General features: G+C 62.9%; 12 protein-coding genes. 11 read left to right on the forward strand and 1 reads right to left on the reverse strand.

From position 1 onward, the window contains the following. Positions 1 to 295: 295 nt before the first annotated feature. The 5 genes from JNK74_23515 to JNK74_23535 all read left to right on the forward strand — a co-directional run bounded on the left by JNK74_23515 (position 296) and on the right by JNK74_23535 (position 9,194). Positions 296 to 1,324 carry an AAA family ATPase gene (locus tag JNK74_23515; GenBank protein MBL7649157.1) on the forward strand — a complete coding sequence of 343 codons (1,029 nt, stop codon included), beginning with the start codon at positions 296 to 298 and terminating at the stop codon, positions 1,322 to 1,324. Next, positions 1,321 to 3,729 carry a tetratricopeptide repeat protein gene (locus JNK74_23520; GenBank protein ID MBL7649158.1) on the forward strand — a complete coding sequence of 803 codons (2,409 nt, stop codon included), beginning with the start codon at positions 1,321 to 1,323 and terminating at the stop codon, positions 3,727 to 3,729. Before JNK74_23515 ends, JNK74_23520 begins: the two co-directional genes overlap by 4 nt. A gap of 65 nt (positions 3,730 to 3,794) precedes the next feature. Beyond that, positions 3,795 to 5,288, forward strand: coding sequence for a polysaccharide biosynthesis/export family protein (locus JNK74_23525; protein MBL7649159.1), 1,494 nt, complete (start codon positions 3,795 to 3,797; stop codon positions 5,286 to 5,288). 3 nt (positions 5,289 to 5,291) lie between these two features. Further along, entirely contained in the window at positions 5,292 to 7,544 is a 2,253-nt protein-coding gene (locus JNK74_23530) for a polysaccharide biosynthesis tyrosine autokinase (GenBank protein MBL7649160.1), read from the forward strand. 129 nt (positions 7,545 to 7,673) lie between these two features. Next, positions 7,674 to 9,194 carry a hypothetical protein gene (locus JNK74_23535; protein ID MBL7649161.1) on the forward strand — a complete coding sequence of 507 codons (1,521 nt, stop codon included), beginning with the start codon at positions 7,674 to 7,676 and terminating at the stop codon, positions 9,192 to 9,194. Between the two features lie 21 nt (positions 9,195 to 9,215). Here the strand turns inward: JNK74_23535 and JNK74_23540 are convergent, their stop codons facing one another. After that, entirely contained in the window at positions 9,216 to 10,718 is a 1,503-nt protein-coding gene (locus JNK74_23540) for a PilT/PilU family type 4a pilus ATPase (protein ID MBL7649162.1), read from the reverse strand. A 215-nt stretch (positions 10,719 to 10,933) separates the two neighbouring features. Between JNK74_23540 and JNK74_23545 the strand changes: the two genes are divergently transcribed. From JNK74_23545 to JNK74_23570, 6 genes are all read left to right on the forward strand, one after another. Beyond that, positions 10,934 to 12,331 carry an aldehyde dehydrogenase family protein gene (locus JNK74_23545; GenBank protein ID MBL7649163.1) on the forward strand — a complete coding sequence of 466 codons (1,398 nt, stop codon included), beginning with the start codon at positions 10,934 to 10,936 and terminating at the stop codon, positions 12,329 to 12,331. Positions 12,332 to 12,520: 189 nt separating this feature from the next. Continuing rightward, positions 12,521 to 13,672 carry an SGNH/GDSL hydrolase family protein gene (locus tag JNK74_23550; protein MBL7649164.1) on the forward strand — a complete coding sequence of 384 codons (1,152 nt, stop codon included), beginning with the start codon at positions 12,521 to 12,523 and terminating at the stop codon, positions 13,670 to 13,672. Between the two features lie 162 nt (positions 13,673 to 13,834). Then, positions 13,835 to 15,931 carry a PQQ-binding-like beta-propeller repeat protein gene (locus tag JNK74_23555; protein ID MBL7649165.1) on the forward strand — a complete coding sequence of 699 codons (2,097 nt, stop codon included), beginning with the start codon at positions 13,835 to 13,837 and terminating at the stop codon, positions 15,929 to 15,931. Positions 15,932 to 15,983: 52 nt separating this feature from the next. Beyond that, on the forward strand, positions 15,984 to 16,280 hold the full coding sequence (locus tag JNK74_23560) for a type II toxin-antitoxin system RelE/ParE family toxin (protein MBL7649166.1): 297 nt from the start codon (positions 15,984 to 15,986) through the stop codon (positions 16,278 to 16,280). Between the two features lie 4 nt (positions 16,281 to 16,284). Next, the gene (locus tag JNK74_23565; GenBank protein MBL7649167.1) at positions 16,285 to 16,584 is read left to right on the forward strand and encodes a putative addiction module antidote protein; all 300 of its coding nucleotides are present in this window, start codon (positions 16,285 to 16,287) and stop codon (positions 16,582 to 16,584) included. Between the two features lie 56 nt (positions 16,585 to 16,640). Beyond that, positions 16,641 to 17,825 carry an exo-alpha-sialidase gene (locus tag JNK74_23570; GenBank protein ID MBL7649168.1) on the forward strand — a complete coding sequence of 395 codons (1,185 nt, stop codon included), beginning with the start codon at positions 16,641 to 16,643 and terminating at the stop codon, positions 17,823 to 17,825. Positions 17,826 to 18,023 lie beyond the last annotated feature (198 nt).

Raw genomic sequence — 18,023 nt, forward strand, 5'->3', positions numbered from 1 at the left:
GTTTCGTTATTATTAGGGTCGCTGAGACAGGTTACAATAGCCCGTAAAGCACTTGGTGCCTGCGGAGATCCCGCGCCGTTGAACTGGTGTGTTTAGCGCGGTGTTCTCGGTTTTTCCCGGCACAGGGCGCCTGGCCACAGGGTTGTGGAGGTGACTCGACCGGAGAAACGCAGAAAATCAGATGTGCTCACACGTCGCCCGCACACGGATGTAGGTGCGGCGTGGTCGCAACCAACAATGGATGTGGTTGGGATGGACTGGCGCCAGAGCATCGCTAGAATTAGGCAACGTGCGCATGGATGATTCGCAATCGTATCTGGGGCTTCTGGGCCTGCGCGAGCAACCTTTTGCTCCCACGGCAGACCCGGTCTATTTCTATGCCACGCGCGCGCACAAGGAGTGCCTCTTCCGCCTTTGGAACGGGATTGACGCGAGCCATGGCATTGCGGTCGTTCTGGGGAACTATGGCACGGGCAAGACGACGCTGCTGCGCAAGCTGATCACGGGTATGGCGGCGGAGCCGGAGCGTTATCAGACGGCGGTGGTGGGTTCGCCGATTCCTTCGTGGACCAGTTTTGCGTTGCTGGAGGCGATCGTGGCCCAGTTTGGCCTTCGCCCGGCGGAGCATTCTTTTGTCTCCCATATGGAGGCGCTGAACCAGCACCTGCTTGAAAACCGCCACCGCATCTGCACGCTGATCATCGACGACGCGCAGAATCTGAACAAGCGCGGCCAGCTTGAACTACTCCGGCTGGTGCAAAATCTTGAGACGCAGCAGCAGAAGCTCCTTAATCTGGTGTTTTTCGCCCAGTTGGAGTGGATGCAGGTGCTCCGGGCCGCGCCGAATTTCGAGCAGCGCATCAACCTGACCTATACCCTGGAGCCCATCCAGTTTGAAGAGATGCGGCTGTTTATCGATTTTCGCCTGCACCAGGCGGGCGCACAACCGGGGCTTGGCCCGTCCTTCGAAGAGGGCGCCCTGCGTGCGATTCACGCCTATGCGGAGGGAAGCCCCCGGGTCATCGTTACCCTCTGCCGCAACTCTCTGCTGCTCGCGGCACAACTGAAGACCCGGCAGATTACGCCGGATATCGTGCTCCACACCATCGAGAAAACCACCTTGCCCGATGCGGAGAAGCGCGCACGGGCGGCCCAGGCCGCGGGCATGGCGCCGCCGCCACGAGTCGTCGCGCCCGCCGTGACGGCGGCGGGACTGGTGCGTGAGCCGGTGGCGCGGGAGCAGCAGTCCCGGGACCGCCGCGCGGCGGACCTGCTGCTGCGATCGGCCCGGGATCGCCAGGGCCAGGGATCGGGGGGCCTATGAGCCCAGGGGCCGATCGAGACCATCGGGACCCTTCGACCGAGGGGGACGCCTACGTGCGCCAGCAACTGGCGTCGATCGACGGCAGCCTGTTTAACGGGATGCCGGTGGATGATCGCTACGAGAGCGGCGTGCCGGAAACACAGCGCGGCAATTCCCTCGACTTTATTCAAATGACGGGACTGACCCGCCCGCCGCTGCGCCAGGCGCTTCACGGGATTGACGGGTCGCTGGCCCACACGCCCATTTATGAAGATCTGAATCCCCAGGGTCCGCTGAGCTTCTACGAGAAGGGTGTGGCGGATGTGGATGACACCCTGAGCGGCGATTCACTGCTCGGCGGACTGCGGGACATCACGCTCGACGCGGATCTGATTCCCAATCGGAATACCGAATCCCTGGTGGTGGACGGCGGCGCCTCGCGTTCGGCGCAGGCTTTCCGCGACATCGTCGCGGGGCTCCAGCGCGTGGAGGAAAACCCCTCGGCCGACGCGCCGGTGGATGCGGAAAGCGAAGAAGCCGCGGATCTCCCGAGTGATCCGGAGGAGTATCAAGGCTCCGCGTCCGGCGCGCTGCTGGCGCTGGTGGAGGAGCTTGAGTCGGTCATGGGCGTGGAAGCCGCCGATACGGTGGAGCCGGAAGGCACCTCCGACGCGGCGAATGAGACCGATCTCGAGATCGAAGACGAAGCAACGGAGCCGGGTGAAGTGGCCCCCGAGGAGGCGCCTGAAGCCTCCGCACCCACGGCAAACCTGTCGGCGCCGGCCGCCGAGATTGACGATGACGATTTCGACGCGCTGCTGGCCTCTCTTTCGGGGCGCGCGACGGAAGCGGCTCCGGAAGAAGTCGATGTGCCTGCGGCGGAGGACGCCATCGAGGAAGAACCGGAAGAACCGGTCGCACCCGAGGCTCCCGCGCGGGAAGACGACGCACCAGCGGCCCGATCGGGGATTTCCGATGATTGGGACGCCCTGCTCGATTCCATGACGGTCCGCGGCTCAGCGCCGGCGGCTGTATCCGTGCCGGCCCCGACGGTGTCGCGCACGTCCCCGGCGAGCGGCGCCCTTGCGGAAGCGGAGCAACTGATGCAGGCGCTGGAGAAGCGCGCGCCAATCGCACCGCCCGCCGCACCGGCGCCCCTTCCCGTCGTGGCGAAGGCTCCAGGGGCGGCATTGCCCCTTGAGCCGGCACCGCTGGAGGATTTGAGTTACGGGGGCACACAGGCTCCCCCTACGGCCCTGGATCTCCGGATGCGCGAGCGGGCGGAAAACACGGTCCCCACGGAGGCGACCCCGACCATTGCTCCCAATCCCGACAGTGATCTGGCTTTCAACTACGACTACAGCGCCGCGCCTTCGCGCCGCCGCTCGCGCCGCCATTCACGGGTGGCCCGCAAGAGCAGAAAGATTGTCAAGGCGGTATTTTTCCTTCTATTACTCGGCGGTCTGGCGGGAACCCTCTGGACCTTCGTGATTGGCCCGATGATGCTTCAGGACGAGGACCTGACGGTCCGGGCGGAGCGGGAGTTGTCGGATCAGAACTATCTTGCGGCGTCCCATACCTATCTGCAACTGGCGTCCCGCATGGCGCCGGGAGAGAAGGGCCGCTCCGACGCGGAATTCCGCGCCGCCCACACGCTGACCCTTGGCCCGGCGACCTCCTGGGACGAGACGCGGCAGCGCTACGAGAGCGCGCTGGCGCTTTTCAAGAAGTTTACGGAAGACTATCCCCAGCACCCCAAGCGCACCCGGGCACTGAGTATCATGGGGCGGCTGCACTACGAGCTCAAGCAATTCGAAGAAGCGATAGCCGTGCTTCGCGATCAAGTAAAACCGGCGGACGATCCGGCGGCGGCGCTGTCCATGTTGCGCTATCTTGCGCGCTCCTACAGCATGACCGGCAACTACGAACAGGCCGAGACCTCCTACCTCCAGTCGGCCACGCTGCCCGGAAACTACAGCGCGGAATCGGACTATCTGGAACTGGGAGATCTCTTCCGGCGCCGGGCCGAAGCCGCACGGGACGGCGCGGAGCGTGAGCAGTTGAAGGAGATGGCGATGTCGTACTGGCGGAGGGCTATTCAGGTGCCGGGAATCGCCCCGAGTGATCGGAGCAATCTTGAGGAGCGCCTTCAGTGGCTCTCCTTTGCCGAGCAGACGGACGCCAACGCGACTGACGCGGTTCCCGCCGCCGAGGGCGCCCCGCCCGCGCCGGCAACCGCGCCCGCGTCCGTCGCGCCGGCGGAGTCGGAATCGGTGGCGCCGGTGGAATCGGCCATACCGGTTCCACAGGATGAGTCCGGTCGTGCCGAAATTCCCGGGGCGGAGCTCGAAGCGCTCGTGCCCCCGGCGCCCGCCCCCGAGGCGGCCGCCGGACCGGCCGCCGCCCCGGAATTCGAAAGTCAATGAGAACGCCGCGGCGCCGCGCAAGGATGCGCGGGCCGACCAGGGTGTAACCCGTGGAGTAAAAAGTCATGCAGATTTCCAGAGCGTTCAGAACCGCCTTCTCGCTTGTTGGCCTGTTGCTTTGCGGCGCGGCCGTGTCGCAGGAACCGGAGGCGGAAGCGAAGGCGGCGACGGGCACGGCCCTGGACGCGGGCGATCTGGTTTTTATCAACGTTCACCGGCAACCGGAGCTATCCACGACGACGCAATTGGATGCGAACGGCAACGTGGAAGTGCCCTACATCGGGAATGTATCCCTCAAAGGACTCTCGCTGGAAGAGGCGGGCGCCCGGGTATCCATGGGGCTGAAGGCGGTGCTCAAGAACCCGAAGGTGACGGTGTCCCGGAGCACGGAGGGCGAGAAGATTCCGGGGGGCTACGTGCGCACGGCTTCGATGCAGACCCAGGTGGTGCCGCTGAACAGCGCGGACGCGGAGTCGCTCCAGGCGGCGCTCTCGGGGATGTCGAGCGGTGGAGGGAGTGTGAGCTTTGATCCGAACACGAACAGCATGATCCTGACCGACGAGCCCGCGGTGGTGCAGAACATGCTGTCGGTGATCCGCGAACTGGACGAGATGAAATCCCAGATTACGCAGGTCCTGATTGAATCGAAGATTGTGGAAGTGGAGACGGCGGCGGCGAAGGAACTGGGTATCCGCTGGTTCGTGCAGGGCGACGAGGCGGCGGGCGGTTACAGCCCGGCGCCCCGCCAGGATGCGCTGCTTAACTCCATGCGCCAGTATGCGGGCGCCAACGTGAACGAGGCCCTGCAAAGCTCCACCCGCACGGGTACGGCGGGCGGGCGGCGCTTCATTGATGAAAGCAATTTTGACCGGCGCCTTCAGGTGCCGGTGCAGGTAGGCACGGCGGGACAGATGTTCTTCGGCTACATGAACAGCGGCATCGATCTGGGGGTCATGCTGGATGCGCTGGTGGCGGACGACAAGGCGGAATTGCTCGCCTCGCCCTATATCGGCACCGTGAATCACAAACCAGCCTCTATCCGGATGATCGAGGAATTCCCCTATTCGGAACTGGGCACGGCGGGATTCTCATCGGTCTCAAATACCCGCTTTCTGGAAATCGGCATCACTTTGGACGTGACGCCCCACGTGCGCCGCGACCCCGACGGTGGGCGCTATATTCTTGTCGAGCTTACGCCCGAGGTCTCCACCGCGGTGGGTGTTTCCAACGGCGTTCCGGTCCGCGCGGTCCGCAGCAGCGACAGTCAGCGCATCGTGCGCGACGGCCAGTCCCTGGTGATTGGCGGAATTGTGATGGCGGACAACCACACGGTGATCCAGAAGCTTCCGGGCCTGGGCAACCTGCCGATTTTCGGAAATCTCTTCAAACACCAGGAGCGGAGCAAGACCAGCCGCGAGCTCATGATATTTGTGACGCCGACCATCCATGATCAGCCGGAAGATATCCAGTGGGAGCGCAGCCTGGAGTTGCAGGGCTTTGGCCACGACGACGCGTTTCTCGCGGCGCTGGAATCTCGGGCGGAAGTGCGCAAGGAATAGGCCATGTCGAGTATTGATACGCCGATCCTTGAAGAGGGGACGCGACAGCCGAAAGAGAACCAGTTCCGGTTTCTCTGGAATATCTTTTCAGAGCGCTGGGCGCTGTTGCTTTTCAGCACGATACTCGGCGCGGTTTCCTTCGGCGGGCTTACGTGGATGACCCACAAGACCACGCCGACCCTCTATCAGGCCACGGGCATGCTTATCATCAAGCCGACGGAGTATTCCCAGTTGGCGCCGAAGTCGGCCGGCTCGCCCACCTTGCAGGCGGCCACGCTGGTGGCCAAGACCAGCGAATCCGCGGTGGCAGAGGAAGTCGCCCGGGCGCTGATCCAGCGGGATATTGCGACCGGCGGCCCGCGCAGCGATGTGGCCACGGAAGAGGAATTCAAGGTGGAGTCGCAGCGCGTCGCCGGGAAGATCAAGTTCTCGACGAGCAAGGACAGCAAGGATCAGATAGAGATCCACGTTCAGGGCTGCGAGAGTGCGCGGGAGGCGGAGGACATCGCGGAGTATGCGACGCGGGTGTTCATGGAGATGAACCGCCAGGTACACATGGAGGATGTGCGGGAAAAGCACGACTTCATCAAGGAGCACATCCAAAAGCTGCGCGCGGATCTGTCGGCGGCGGAAGAAGCCCGGCTGGCCTTTAAGAAGGAGCATGGGTTCCGGGCCTATGAGACGGTGGATCAGGAACTGGCGCGGATGGAGCACGCGCTGAGCGAATCCGAATCCACCCGTGAGACGGTGAAACAGAAACTGGCGGAGTTGGACAAGGAACTGGAGCTGGCGGCGGAGCAGTTTTCCGAGTCGCTGAATCAACCGAGCGACAACATGGTGACGGGACTCTTCGCGGAGTTGGACGGGCTGCTGGAAGAAAAGATGTCGCTCAGCGCCATCTACCAGCCCACCTGGCCGCGGCTTCTGGAGCTGGAGGAGGAAATCGCCGAGACCCAGGGCCTGATCATGGAGGCGGAGCGCCAGAAGTCGATTGGAATCCCCGGCGGCAGCGATATCTGGACGAAGCGAAAAAACATCTACCAGCAGCAGATCGACCTGCGCCTCCAACTGACGGGGCTCGAGATCCGGGCGAACGCCATCAAGAAGGAGCGCGACGAATTGCTCCCCCAGGTGCCGGAGCTGGTGAATTTGAAGATGTCCTCCGAAGAGTTGACGCGCGAGGTGGACAATATCGAGCAGAAGCTCAATGAGGCCTCGGACAAGGAGCTGGAGATCCGGGCGAATATCGAGCACGGCCTGGGTTCGGTGGAGCGCACGGCTTCGGTGATCAGCGGGGTGCCGACGCCCGGCAAGGGCTCGGGGCGGCAGAGCTGGGTCAACTTCGCGATTGGCGGCCTGGTGGGACTGGTGCTCAGCTTTGGCCTGGCGATGATGATCGAGTTTAACGACACGTCGATTCGCAGCATCGAGGACGTGAACGAGTATATCGGCCTGGAGGTGATCGGCACGATCCCGCGGATGCGCTTCGGGCGGCCCCGGGGCGGACGCCGTCGCCGGGCGACCTATGTGAGCACGGTGGACGAGGAGCAGATCGACTCGTGCATCGTGACGCAGCACGATCCGAAATCGCCCATCTCCGAGGCCTACCGGACCCTGCGCACGAACTTCCAGTTTGCCACGATCAAGCTCAAACCGAAAACAGTGATGGTGACCAGCGCGGTGCCGGGCGAAGGCAAGACGACGACGGCGGTGAACCTGGCGGTGACCATGGCGGATCGCGGCATGCGCGTCCTGATCGTGGACACGGACTTGCGCCGCCCCAATGTACATCGCGTGCTGCGCATGGAGCGGGGCCCGGGCCTCGCCGACGTGCTCCGCGAAGGGCTGGATCCGAAGAGTGTCATCCGCCCCACGCGGATCGAGAACCTCTGGATTATTTCCAGCGGCCGGGTGCCTCCGAACCCTTCGGAACTCATTGGCTCCGACCACATGGCGGCGCTCATGGGCCAGTTGGGCGACGAGTTCGATCTGGTCATCTGCGACGCGCCCTCGGTGCTGGTGGTGACCGACCCCGTGCTGCTGGCTACGCATGTGGACACGTGCATGATGGTCGTTTCGACGAATAACGCGCGGCGCGAGACGGTGGTGCGGGCGAAGAAGCTGCTCACGACGGCGCAGGTGGACGTGGCGGGCGTGGTGGTGAACGGCCTGGAGACGACGCGTCGCCACTACTATTACTATTACTACTACTATGACGACGGTTCTCAGGGCCGGCGGAAATGGTACCACTTTTGATGTGGCGCGGGGGCCTGCCCGCCGCCACCCCGGGCTATCGAGCAACAGGTTGGCCATGCGGGCTCGGGAGTTTCCTGGGGCTTGAAAGCCCCCGCTCCATAGTTCCGCGCCCCAGGTAGGCTGAAAACAATGCCATTCTTCCGTTCAGAGCGGGGCATCGGCCGCGGTGAAGTCGCGGAGAGCCAGCTCGAAGTGCCCATTTTTGCGGCCTTCATGGTGATCTGCTGCGTGGGCCTCGTGCTCCAGCACATGATCCTCGGCAATCAAAGCCTCACCATCGCCCTGTCCATCAGCATGCTGGTGTTCGGCGGCACGGTCCTCCGGGTGGAGGTGGGGCTCTTTGTGCTGCTGGTGGCCATGCTGCTTTCGCCTGAAATCGAGCTGCGCCCCGGATCGGGCGGCGACCGCAACGTCAATATTCGCTATGACGACATTCTGATTCTGGTCATTTTCATCGGCGTGATGATCAAGCTCACCTTTGAAGGCCGTCTCACCCTCTGGCAGCCGAGCCCGATCAACGTGGCGATTGTCGCCTACTTCAGCGTCTGCATCTTTTCCACACTGCTGGCCCTCGAGCGCAGCCTTCCCGCGTGGGATCGCCGCGCGGCTTTTTTCGTGTTGCTCAAGATGATGGAGTTCTACCTGATCTTTTTCATGGTGGCCCACTCGGTGCGCCGCTCGCGGGATCTCCGCACGCCCATGACCCTGTTTTTCCTGGTGATGCTGATCGTCAGCGTTTTCGGCATGCACTCCATCGGAACGACGCCCCGGGTGAGCGCACCCTTCGAAAAAGGGGGCACGGAGCCGAACACCCTGGGTGGTTACCTGGTGGTCTGTCTGTGCGTCGCGCTGGGCTTGCTGATCCAGGCGCCGGGGTTTAAGAAGAAGCTTCTGTTTCTGATGCTGTGCGGCGCCGGTTTCGTGCCCCTCCTCTACACGCTGAGCCGCGCCTCCTACGGCGGGCTGATCGCCGGGATCACGGTGATCGCGCTGATGAGCCGCCAGTACGCCATTCTCGCCGCGCTGGCGATCACCCTCGCGCTTTCCTCGGTGATCATGCCCGACGTGGTGATCGAGCGCGTGATGAAAACGGTGCAGGAGGAAGGCGGGCAGGAAGTGGTGATCGCGGGCCAGGAGCTGGGCAAGGTGGACAAATCGACCTATGAGCGGGTTCACGTCTGGCGAAAGGTGGCCTTCCTCTTGTCCCTCGGCACGGAGTTCTTCTTGTTTGGCGGGGGTATATCCTGGGAGTCGGTGCTGGACAGCCAATACGCGCGCGTATTGCTCGAGACCGGATTCGTGGGGCTTTTTACCTTCCTGTTTCTACAATGGCGACTCCTGCGAACAACGCGGGAGGCCTACCGCTGGACGGAGGACTGGATGGCCCGGGGTATCGCGCTGGGCATGTTCGGCGCCACGCTCGCGCTGGTCGTCCACTCGATCGGAACCATCTCGTTTCTGATCGTCCGCATCATGGAGCCCTATTGGTTCCTCATCGCGCTCACGGTCTCGATCCGTAATGAAGCAATCGCCCGGCACACGGCCCGATTCCTGGCGAAGAAGCAGGCGGCGGCGCTGGCAAAAGAAAAAGCGCCTTCCGCACCGGATATCCCGGCGGTGGAAGGCGCGGCGGCCTCTGCGGCCCGCTGATCGAAAGGACGCCGGATCGGCTCAGTGACCGCGCACGGCGTCGAGCCGAGGCACGGCATAGGTCCCCATGTGGATCTGGTCGAACATGCTCTTGTCCGTGGCAAAGGACTGGGCATGCTCCATGTCGATCTTCCCATCTTTGAAAAGACTGTGGAGGTAGTGTTCGAAGAGGAAGGAGTGGGACACGGTCTGCTGCATGCCGATACGGATGTGATCGGTGCTGCCCTCCATGATGCCGTCGGCCACCGCTTTAACGTCGTTGAGCATCATTTCCAGCGCGGGCACGCGGCCACCGCCGATCCGGGGCACGAGCCGCTGGCAGATGACGCACTTGAGGCAGTCGCGCAACTGGAGTTTGACCAGGTCGCGTTCGACGGGGTCGAAGAAGCTCACGATACGGTTCACCACTTCCGCGGCGGTATTGGCGTGAAGGGTGCTCACCACCAGGTGGCCCGTGGCGGCGGCGTTGATGGCCGAGCGGATGGTGTCGGGGTCGCGCATTTCGCCGATGAGAATGACGTCGGGGTCGTGACGGAGCGCGCCGGTCACCGCGTCATTGAAGGAGTCCACATCGATCCCCAGATTTCGCTGGGAAATCACCGACTTCTTGTTCGTGTGAACAAATTCCACCGGATTCTCGATGGTCAGAATGTGGCTGGAACGGGTGCTGTTGATCCAGTCGATGACGGCGGCCACGGTGGTGGACTTGCCGCTTCCGGTCATGCCCGTGACGAGGAGCAGACCGCGGTGGAGACTGGCCAACTGCTCCATGGTCTTGCGGGGGACGTGGAGATCCTCGAAGCTGGGAATCGTTTCCGGCAGGAAGCGCAGCGTGCAATGGGGCGCGCCCGACTTGATAAACGCGGACACGCGGGAATAGCCCAGGCCGGACTGGTGAAAGTTGAAACTGGTCTGCTTGTGGTTGACGAATTCGTCCCACGCCTCATCGAGGGCCATCTCGCGGATCAGTTCGGTAATCTGCACGGCCGAAAGGGCGCCCATCAGCTCCGAGGTGCGGGTATCGCCGTCGATGCGGAAGATGGGGCTGACGCCGGGAGAGAGGTGGACGTCGCTCGCCTTGTACTGGACCATGGCCTGGAAAAGAAGCTCCACGCTGATGCGGTCGATGCGGTAGTTGCTTCCCTCCGCGCGCCACACCTCGGGGATTCGCAGTTTTGCGCAGAACTGGTCAAGCGCCAACAGTCTTTCCTCGGTCACGGGACCGCTGGGGGGCACAAAGGAGAATTGAACCACGCCGTCCTGCTTCTCGACGGTGCAGGCGTGAGCGAGACGCGCCGCACGCGCCTCCAACTCGGGGACGAGCGGGTCGCCGGTCTGAACGCGTACGGTAAAGCGGGTGAAGGGGTCGTCAAATTCCAGGCGTTCGGCTTCGAAGGCAAAGGTGCCGAACCAGGCGGAAATCTTGCGGGGGATGCCTTCCGTGCGAAGCAGGTGCTTCTCGAGGAGCGTGGTAATCTGGCGCAGGTTTTTTTGCGAACCCGTACCCAGTAGGAACGTAGCCATGCAACAACCTCCTGTCTCTCTCATTTGGTTTGCCCGTGAGGGAACCCTCACAGGGGGTATACTAGCGCTTGTGTGATGGGAGTTCAACGAAAATCCGTTTGAAGCAAATTCGTCCCCTCCACTATACTGTCCCCGCCTGGACGCCGTCGGCTTCCCGGCCGCGGACCCGCCCGGGACCGCCCCTTTTCCCCCGCAAGCAATCGACGAGGTACCCCATGAGCAGTAATGAAATTTCGGTGATTAGCCCTTTCAGTGAAGAAGTTGTGTTTCAGGTTGCGGGGCTTGCAGCGGGCGAGGTGGACGGTGTGGTGGCGTCGGCGCGGGCGGCGTATCTGGGCTGGCGCGGCACCCACATCGCCCAGCGCCAGGCCCTCTGCACGAAGGCGACGGCCTGGTTCAAGGAGCATCAGGAAGCCATCGCCCAGGATATCACCGCCCAGATGGGCAAGCCCATCGGCCAGGCCCGGGGCGAAGTGAATGGTCTGGTGGACCGGGCAACCCACATGATCGCCATCGCCGAGGAAGCCCTGAAGGACGACGTGCTCCCCCACAAGGAAGGCTTCGCGCGCTATATCCGCCATGAACCAAAGGGCGTGGTACTCGATATCGCCGCCTGGAATTATCCCCTGCTGATCGCGGTGAACGTCGTGATCCCCGCCGTGCTTGCGGGCAATGCGGTGATCGTGAAGCACTCCAGCAAGACCCCCAAGTGCGGCACGGTCTTTGAAGAGGCCTTCAAGGCGGCGGGCGCGCCCGAAGGGCTGGTGCGGGCGGTGGCGGCGGACCACAAGGTTACCGAACTGCTTATCCAGCACAGCGGCGTGGATCACGTATCCTTCACGGGCTCGGTCTCCGGCGGTCGCCAGGTGAACCACAGCGCGGCGGATCGCTTTATCGACGTGGGCCTGGAACTGGGCGGCAAGGACCCGGCCTATGTCTGCGCCGACGCGGATTTCGACTGGGCGGTGGCCAATTGCATCGACGGCGCGTTCTACAACGCGGGCCAGTCCTGCTGCGCGGTGGAGCGCATCTACGTGGAGGCGCCGATCTATGATCGCTTCGTGGAGGCGGCGGCGGCGGCCGTGCGCGCCTACAAACTGGGCGATCCGATGGACCCAGAAACGTCTATCGGCCCGCTGGCCTCCAAAGCCGCCCCGGCCTTCCTCAAGCAACAGGTGGACGATGCCGTGAAGGCGGGCGGAAGGCTCGTGGTGTCGCCGGACGAATTTATCCTGCCGTCGAAGGGCTATTTTTGCGCGCCCGCGCTAGTGGCCGATGCGCCGCAGGATTGCAGCCTGATGCAGGAGGAGAGCTTCGGTCCCGTGATCGGGATTTTGAAAGTTTCCGGCGATGACGAAGCGATCAAGTACATGAACGACAGTCCCTACGGCCTCACGGCGTCCATCTGGACTTCCGACGTGGATCGCGCGATCAAGATCGGCGAGCAAATCGAGACGGGCACCTTTTTCATGAACCGCTGCGATTTTCTGGACCCGGCGCTGCCCTGGTGCGGCGTAAAAGATACGGGCCGCGGCGCGACGCTTTCGCACTATGGCCTGACGGCCTTCACGCGGCTGAAAAGCATGCACCTGCGCACGGAGATTCCGAAGTAAGGATAAGTTCGCAGCAAAAAATCAGCCTTTTCTTTTCCGTGAAATTCCGTGCCGTTCCGTGGTTCAAAACGTTATGACCACGGAAGCACACGGAATTTCACGGAAATTTTTCGTGTGATTGCTTTTGATCGTCTTGGGCGTTAGCATGGGTCGGGATTGGTCTCATCGAAACGCGAAAGGAATTGTGCTGTGAAGTCGTTGCGGAAGCATTTTTTGGTGTTGTTCGTGTTGAGTGCCGCTTTGCGTGCGGGGGCCGAAGCGGGTCCGGTACGCCTATTGTTGCCGCCGGTGATCCCCGCCGTGCCCGGCGTGGAGGCCAACCTATACTTCGAGAACGTAATCCTCGCGGTCAATCCGGCGAACTATGTTTTCGACGTGGACTGTGAAAAGGGGATGCAGCAGTCGGAGCGCTGGACCTTCACGCCAACGGCGGAGGACGCCGGAAGCTATGCCCTGAAGCTGCGCGTGATCGACGGCAACAACGCCGTCATCGCCGAGGCGGATTCCGTCGTGCAGGTGGTGCGCGCGGGCACGGGGAAAGACAGGGCCCTGACCTACCTCGCCATCGGCGACAGCCTCACCCACGCCTCGGTGTACACCCAGACGCTTCTCGACTATTGCGCCGCACCCGACAGCCCGAAGATCACGCTGGTGGGCAGTCACCAGCCCAAAGACAACCCCTTGAACCGCCACGAAGGCTACGGCGGCTGGACGGCGGAGCGATTCGCCACCCGCTACACCGGCGCACCCCGGACCGGCGTGTTTCACCCCTGGGGCAGCCCATTCGTCTATAAGAACGGGGACAACCCGCCGGAGATCGATTTCGGCCATTATTGCGCGGATTACAACGGCGGCGCTTCGCCCAATTTCGTCACGATCTTTCTGGGGTGCAACGATGTCTTTCATGCGAAGGACGATAACCTCGAATCCACCATCGACGGCATCCTGAGCTACATGGACCAGCTCATCGGCATGATTCACGCCTTCGATTCCAGCACGCACGTGGGCCTGATCGCGCCCGTGCCGCCCGCGGGCACACAAGACGCTTTCGGTGCGAATTACAACAACGGCCAGACCCGCTGGCAGTACCTCAAAAATCAGCATCGCCTGCTCGAGCGCATGGTGGAGGCCTACGGCGGCCACGAGGCGGAAGGGCTCTCGCTGATCCCGGCCTATATCAACTTGGATTGTCACCGTAACTATCCCGCAAGCGAAGGCCCCGCCAACGCCCGCGACACGGGAAGCATTGCGCGCCTAAACAATGGCGTACACCCCAATGACGCGGGCTACCAGCAAATCGGCGATTCGATCTACGCGTGGGTCCTTCGGAATTTGGAATAGTGAATTTGGAATAGTGAATGGGGGACCGGTGATCGGACCGATCAGACGGATCGGACTGATTCGGGGTCATACGCCCCATACGACCCATACGACCCATACGACCCATACGACCCATAAGAAACCCCGCGCCGAAAGGGCCCGACGACCATGACCCATGCCCGTATGAGTGCCTGTCTGTTTTCCCTCTGCGCCCTGAGTGCCGCCGCGCAAAACACCGACTGGCCCGCCTATCTCGGCGGCCAGGACAGCGCCCACTACTCCCCCCTCACGCAGATTACACCGGAAAACGCCACCCGGCTTGAAGTGGCCTGGACCTACGCCAGCGAGGGCGGCGACGCCACAAAGCTCGGCCAGATCCAGTGCAACCCGCTCATCATCGACGGCGTGCTCTATGGCGTGTCGCCGTGGATGAAGGTTTTCGCGTTGGATGCGGCCACGGGCGCGGAGCAATGGGCCTTCACCCCGGCGGATCGCCAGAAGGCCGTGTGTCGCGGCCTCGCCTGGTGGACCGACGGCGCCGAGCGGCGCATCCTCTTCGCGGCCGGCTCCCACCTCTACGCGCTGGACGCGTCCACCGGCCAGGCCATCGAAAGCTTCGGCGCGGGCGGCAAAGTGGACCTCTCCCTCGGCCTGGGCCACGACGGCAAAGACTTCCCCGTCGCCGCCACCACCCCCGGCGTGGTCTACAAGGACCTTTACATCCTCGGCTTCCGCACCAACGAAGCCCTGCCCTCCTCCCCCGGCCATATCCGCGCCTTCAACGTCCGCACCGGCGCCCAGGCCTGGGTCTTCCACACCATTCCCCAGCCCGGCGAGTTCGGCTATGAAACCTGGCCCCCCGAAGCCTACACCTACACCGGCGCCGCCAACTCCTGGGCCGGCATGAGCCTCGACGCCGAGCGCGGCATCGTCTATGTGCCCACCGGCTCCGCCGCCTTCGATTTCTACGGTGGTGACCGCCACGGCGACAACCTCTTCGCCAACACCCTCCTCGCGCTCGATGCGAACACCGGCGAGCGCAAGTGGCACTTTCAGACGGTTCACCACGATCTCTGGGACCGCGATCTGCCCGCCCCGCCCAACCTCATGACCGTGGAGCACGACGGCAAGAAGATCGACGCCGTCGCCCAGATCACCAAATCGGCCTACGTCTTCCTTTTTAACCGCGAAACCGGCGAGCCCCTCTTCCCGATTGAAGAAAAGGCCGTGCCCCCTTCTGATCTTATCGGCGAACTCGCCGCCAAGACCCAGCCCATCCCCACCAAGCCGCCCCGCTTCTCCCGCAGCGCCTTCGGCTTCAACGACATCACCGACATTACCCCCGAGTCGAAGGACTACGTGACCAAGCGCTGGGACGTCATCAAGAAGAAGCCCTTCACACCCCCCAGCCGCGAAGGCACCCTCGTGTTCCCCGGCTTCGACGGCGGCGGCGAATGGGGCGGCGCGGCGACCGACCCGGAGAGCGGCGTGCTCTATGTAAACGCCAGCGAGATGCCCTGGATCCTGCAGATGGTTGACATCAACCAGCTCGGCGCCGACCCCGCCCTGCAGGAAGGCGCCATGGTCTATGCCCAGCAGTGTCTCTTCTGCCACGGCGTCAACCGCGAGGGCAACCCCTTCAGCATGTTCCCGGCCCTCCAGGGCATCGCCACCCGCACCCCCCGCGACGTCGCCGAGGCCCTCACCCAGACCGGCAAAGGCTTCATGCCCAGCTTCAAGCACATCGATCCCGCCAAGATGAAGGCCGTCCTCGACTACATCTACAAGGCCGATGAAGCGGCCACCGCAACGCCCGCCGCCGAAGGCGACAAACCCGCCGAGGCCCTGCCGCCCCAATACCAGTTCACCGGCTACAACCGCTTCGTCGATCACCTGGGCTATCCCGCCATCAAGCCCCCCTGGGGCACCCTCAACGCCATCGACATGAACACCGGCGAGATCCTCTGGAAATCCGTCCTGGGCGACACCCCCGACCTCAAAGCCCAGGGCCACGAACCCACCGGCACCGAGAACTACGGCGGACCCGTCGTCACCAAAGGCGGCGTCCTCTTCATCGCCGCCACCAAAGACGAAATGTTCCGCGTCTTCGACAAGAAAACCGGCGCCATGCTCTGGGAGACCAAACTGCCCGCCGGCGGCTACGCCACGCCGAGTGTGTACGAAGTCGGCGGCACGCAGTACGTCGTGGTGGCTGCGGGCGGCGGGAAAATGGGCACCGCCGAAGGCGACGCGTATGTCGCGTTTCGAATTAAGAATTGAGAATTGAGAATTACGAATTGACAAAGTGTAGCCCATGGGCTACAGTTATGTTATGCTCGAAGTTCGAAAAACCTCCGAGTTTGCGACCTGGCTGGATACCATGGCCGATATCCGGGCGCGGGCTCGTGTGCTCGCGCGAATCGAACGCCTCGCCGCGGGAAATCCGGGTGATGTCAAGCCCATTGGCGAGGGCATTTCGGAATTGAGAATTGACTACGGCCCCGGCTACCGCGTGTATTTCAAGCAGCGGGGGAAGACGCTTATCATTTTGTTGGCGGGTGGCGACAAGAGCACCCAGGCCAGGGATATTAGAGTCGCCCTCAAGCTGGGGCGCAATTTACCGGAGTAAAACCATGCCAAAAACCATCACCACCCGTTATGACGTCGCAGAACACCTCAGGACACCGGAAGAAATGGCGGCCTATCTCGAAGCCGTCCTTGAGGAAGCCGACGGCGATGCCGCATCGGTCGCAAAAGCATTGGGCGACATCGCCCGTGCGAAAGGCATGACGCAAGTGGCGCGCGACGCCGGGCTTTCGCGGGAAAGCCTCTACCGAGCCTTGTCCGGCGATCACAGCCCAAGCTTCGACACGATCCTGAAAGTGGTCGGCGCGCTCGGGCTGAAGTTGCACGCCGAGGCCCATCCGGGTTGATGAACGCACGTGTGATTCCCGACGCGGAACGGCGCTAGAAAGCTTGGAGCGAAGCGATGAGAGCTATTACGATTCGATCTGTGGCATCCATTGGACTGGTGTTCAGCGTTTTCTCGGTCTCTGCCGTGGAAGTTGTTGACTACGACATCCAATTGGACACCATCCACGCCGGCTTCGACAAAAAAACCTGCTGGGTGCACCCCCGCGCGGGGACGATTCCCGGGGAGACCCCGTCCGTCGTGCTGACGATGCAGAAGCTGCTCCTCAGCGGTTCGGATGTATTCTACGCGCTGAACGAAATGCGCACGGACGACCTGGGCAAGACCTGGAGCGGGCCGACGGAACACGAAACCCTCGGGCGGCGTCCAAACGACCTGGGCGGAACCTCCGTCGTCTGCGATTTCACGCCCATGTGGCACGCCGCCAGCGGCACGCTCCTGGGTACGGGCCACACCGCCATGTACAACGCGGAAAACGCCATCGTCGACGAGCGGCCGCGCGCCACCGCCTACGCCGCCTACGACCCCGAGGCCCGCACCTGGACCCCCTGGCGCGAAATGGAAATGCCGGCCGACCCAATCTTCTACAACAACGGCGCCGGCTGCACCCAGCGCGTGGACCTGCCCAACGGCGACATCCTCCTGCCCATCTACTGCAAAGGCGCGGCCCCCGGACCCTTCAGCGCCACCGTCGTCCGCGCCCGCTTCGATGGCGAAACCCTCCGCTACGTGGAGCACGGCGACATGCTCAACTACGACGTGGAGCGCGGCCTCGCCGAACCCTCCCTCGCCGCCTTCAACGGGCAATACTTCCTCACCCTGCGCAACGATGTAGCCGGGCACGTCACCCGCGGCAACGACGGACTACACTTCGATCCGCCCGTCAAATGGACCTTCGACGACGGCGCCGAGCTCGGCAGCTACAACACCCAGCAGCACTGGGTCACCAGCGACAAGGGCCTCTTCCTCGTCTACACCCGCCGGGGCGCCAACAACGACCACGTCTTCCGCCACCGCGCCCCCCTCTTCATCGCCCAGGTCGGTCCCGAAAAGCTGTGCGTGATCCGCAACACCGAACGCATCCTCGTCCCCCAGCGCGGCGCGCGACTCGGCAACTTCGCCGTCACCAAAGTCAGCGATGAAGAAACCTGGGTCACCGTCGCCGAATGGATGCAGCCCGCCGGTGTGGAGAAGTATGGCTCGGACAATTCCGTGTACGTGGCGAGGATCAAATGGAAGTAATCCGCCGGAGGCGGAAATAGTGAATTGAGAATAGTGAATCCGCGAGCGGAATGGCCAATTAAGAATAGAGAATAGGGAATTGAAACCCAAATGGCAGGCGCAAGCGCTCCAAAATCGAATTCCGATATTTCAATTCACTATTCTAAATCCAAGCTAATCCACCGGCTCAGCCGGTGAGAATTCATTAGGCTCTGCCGT

This window comes from Candidatus Hydrogenedentota bacterium (assembly GCA_016791475.1).
Lineage (GTDB): Bacteria > Hydrogenedentota > Hydrogenedentia > Hydrogenedentales > JAEUWI01 > JAEUWI01.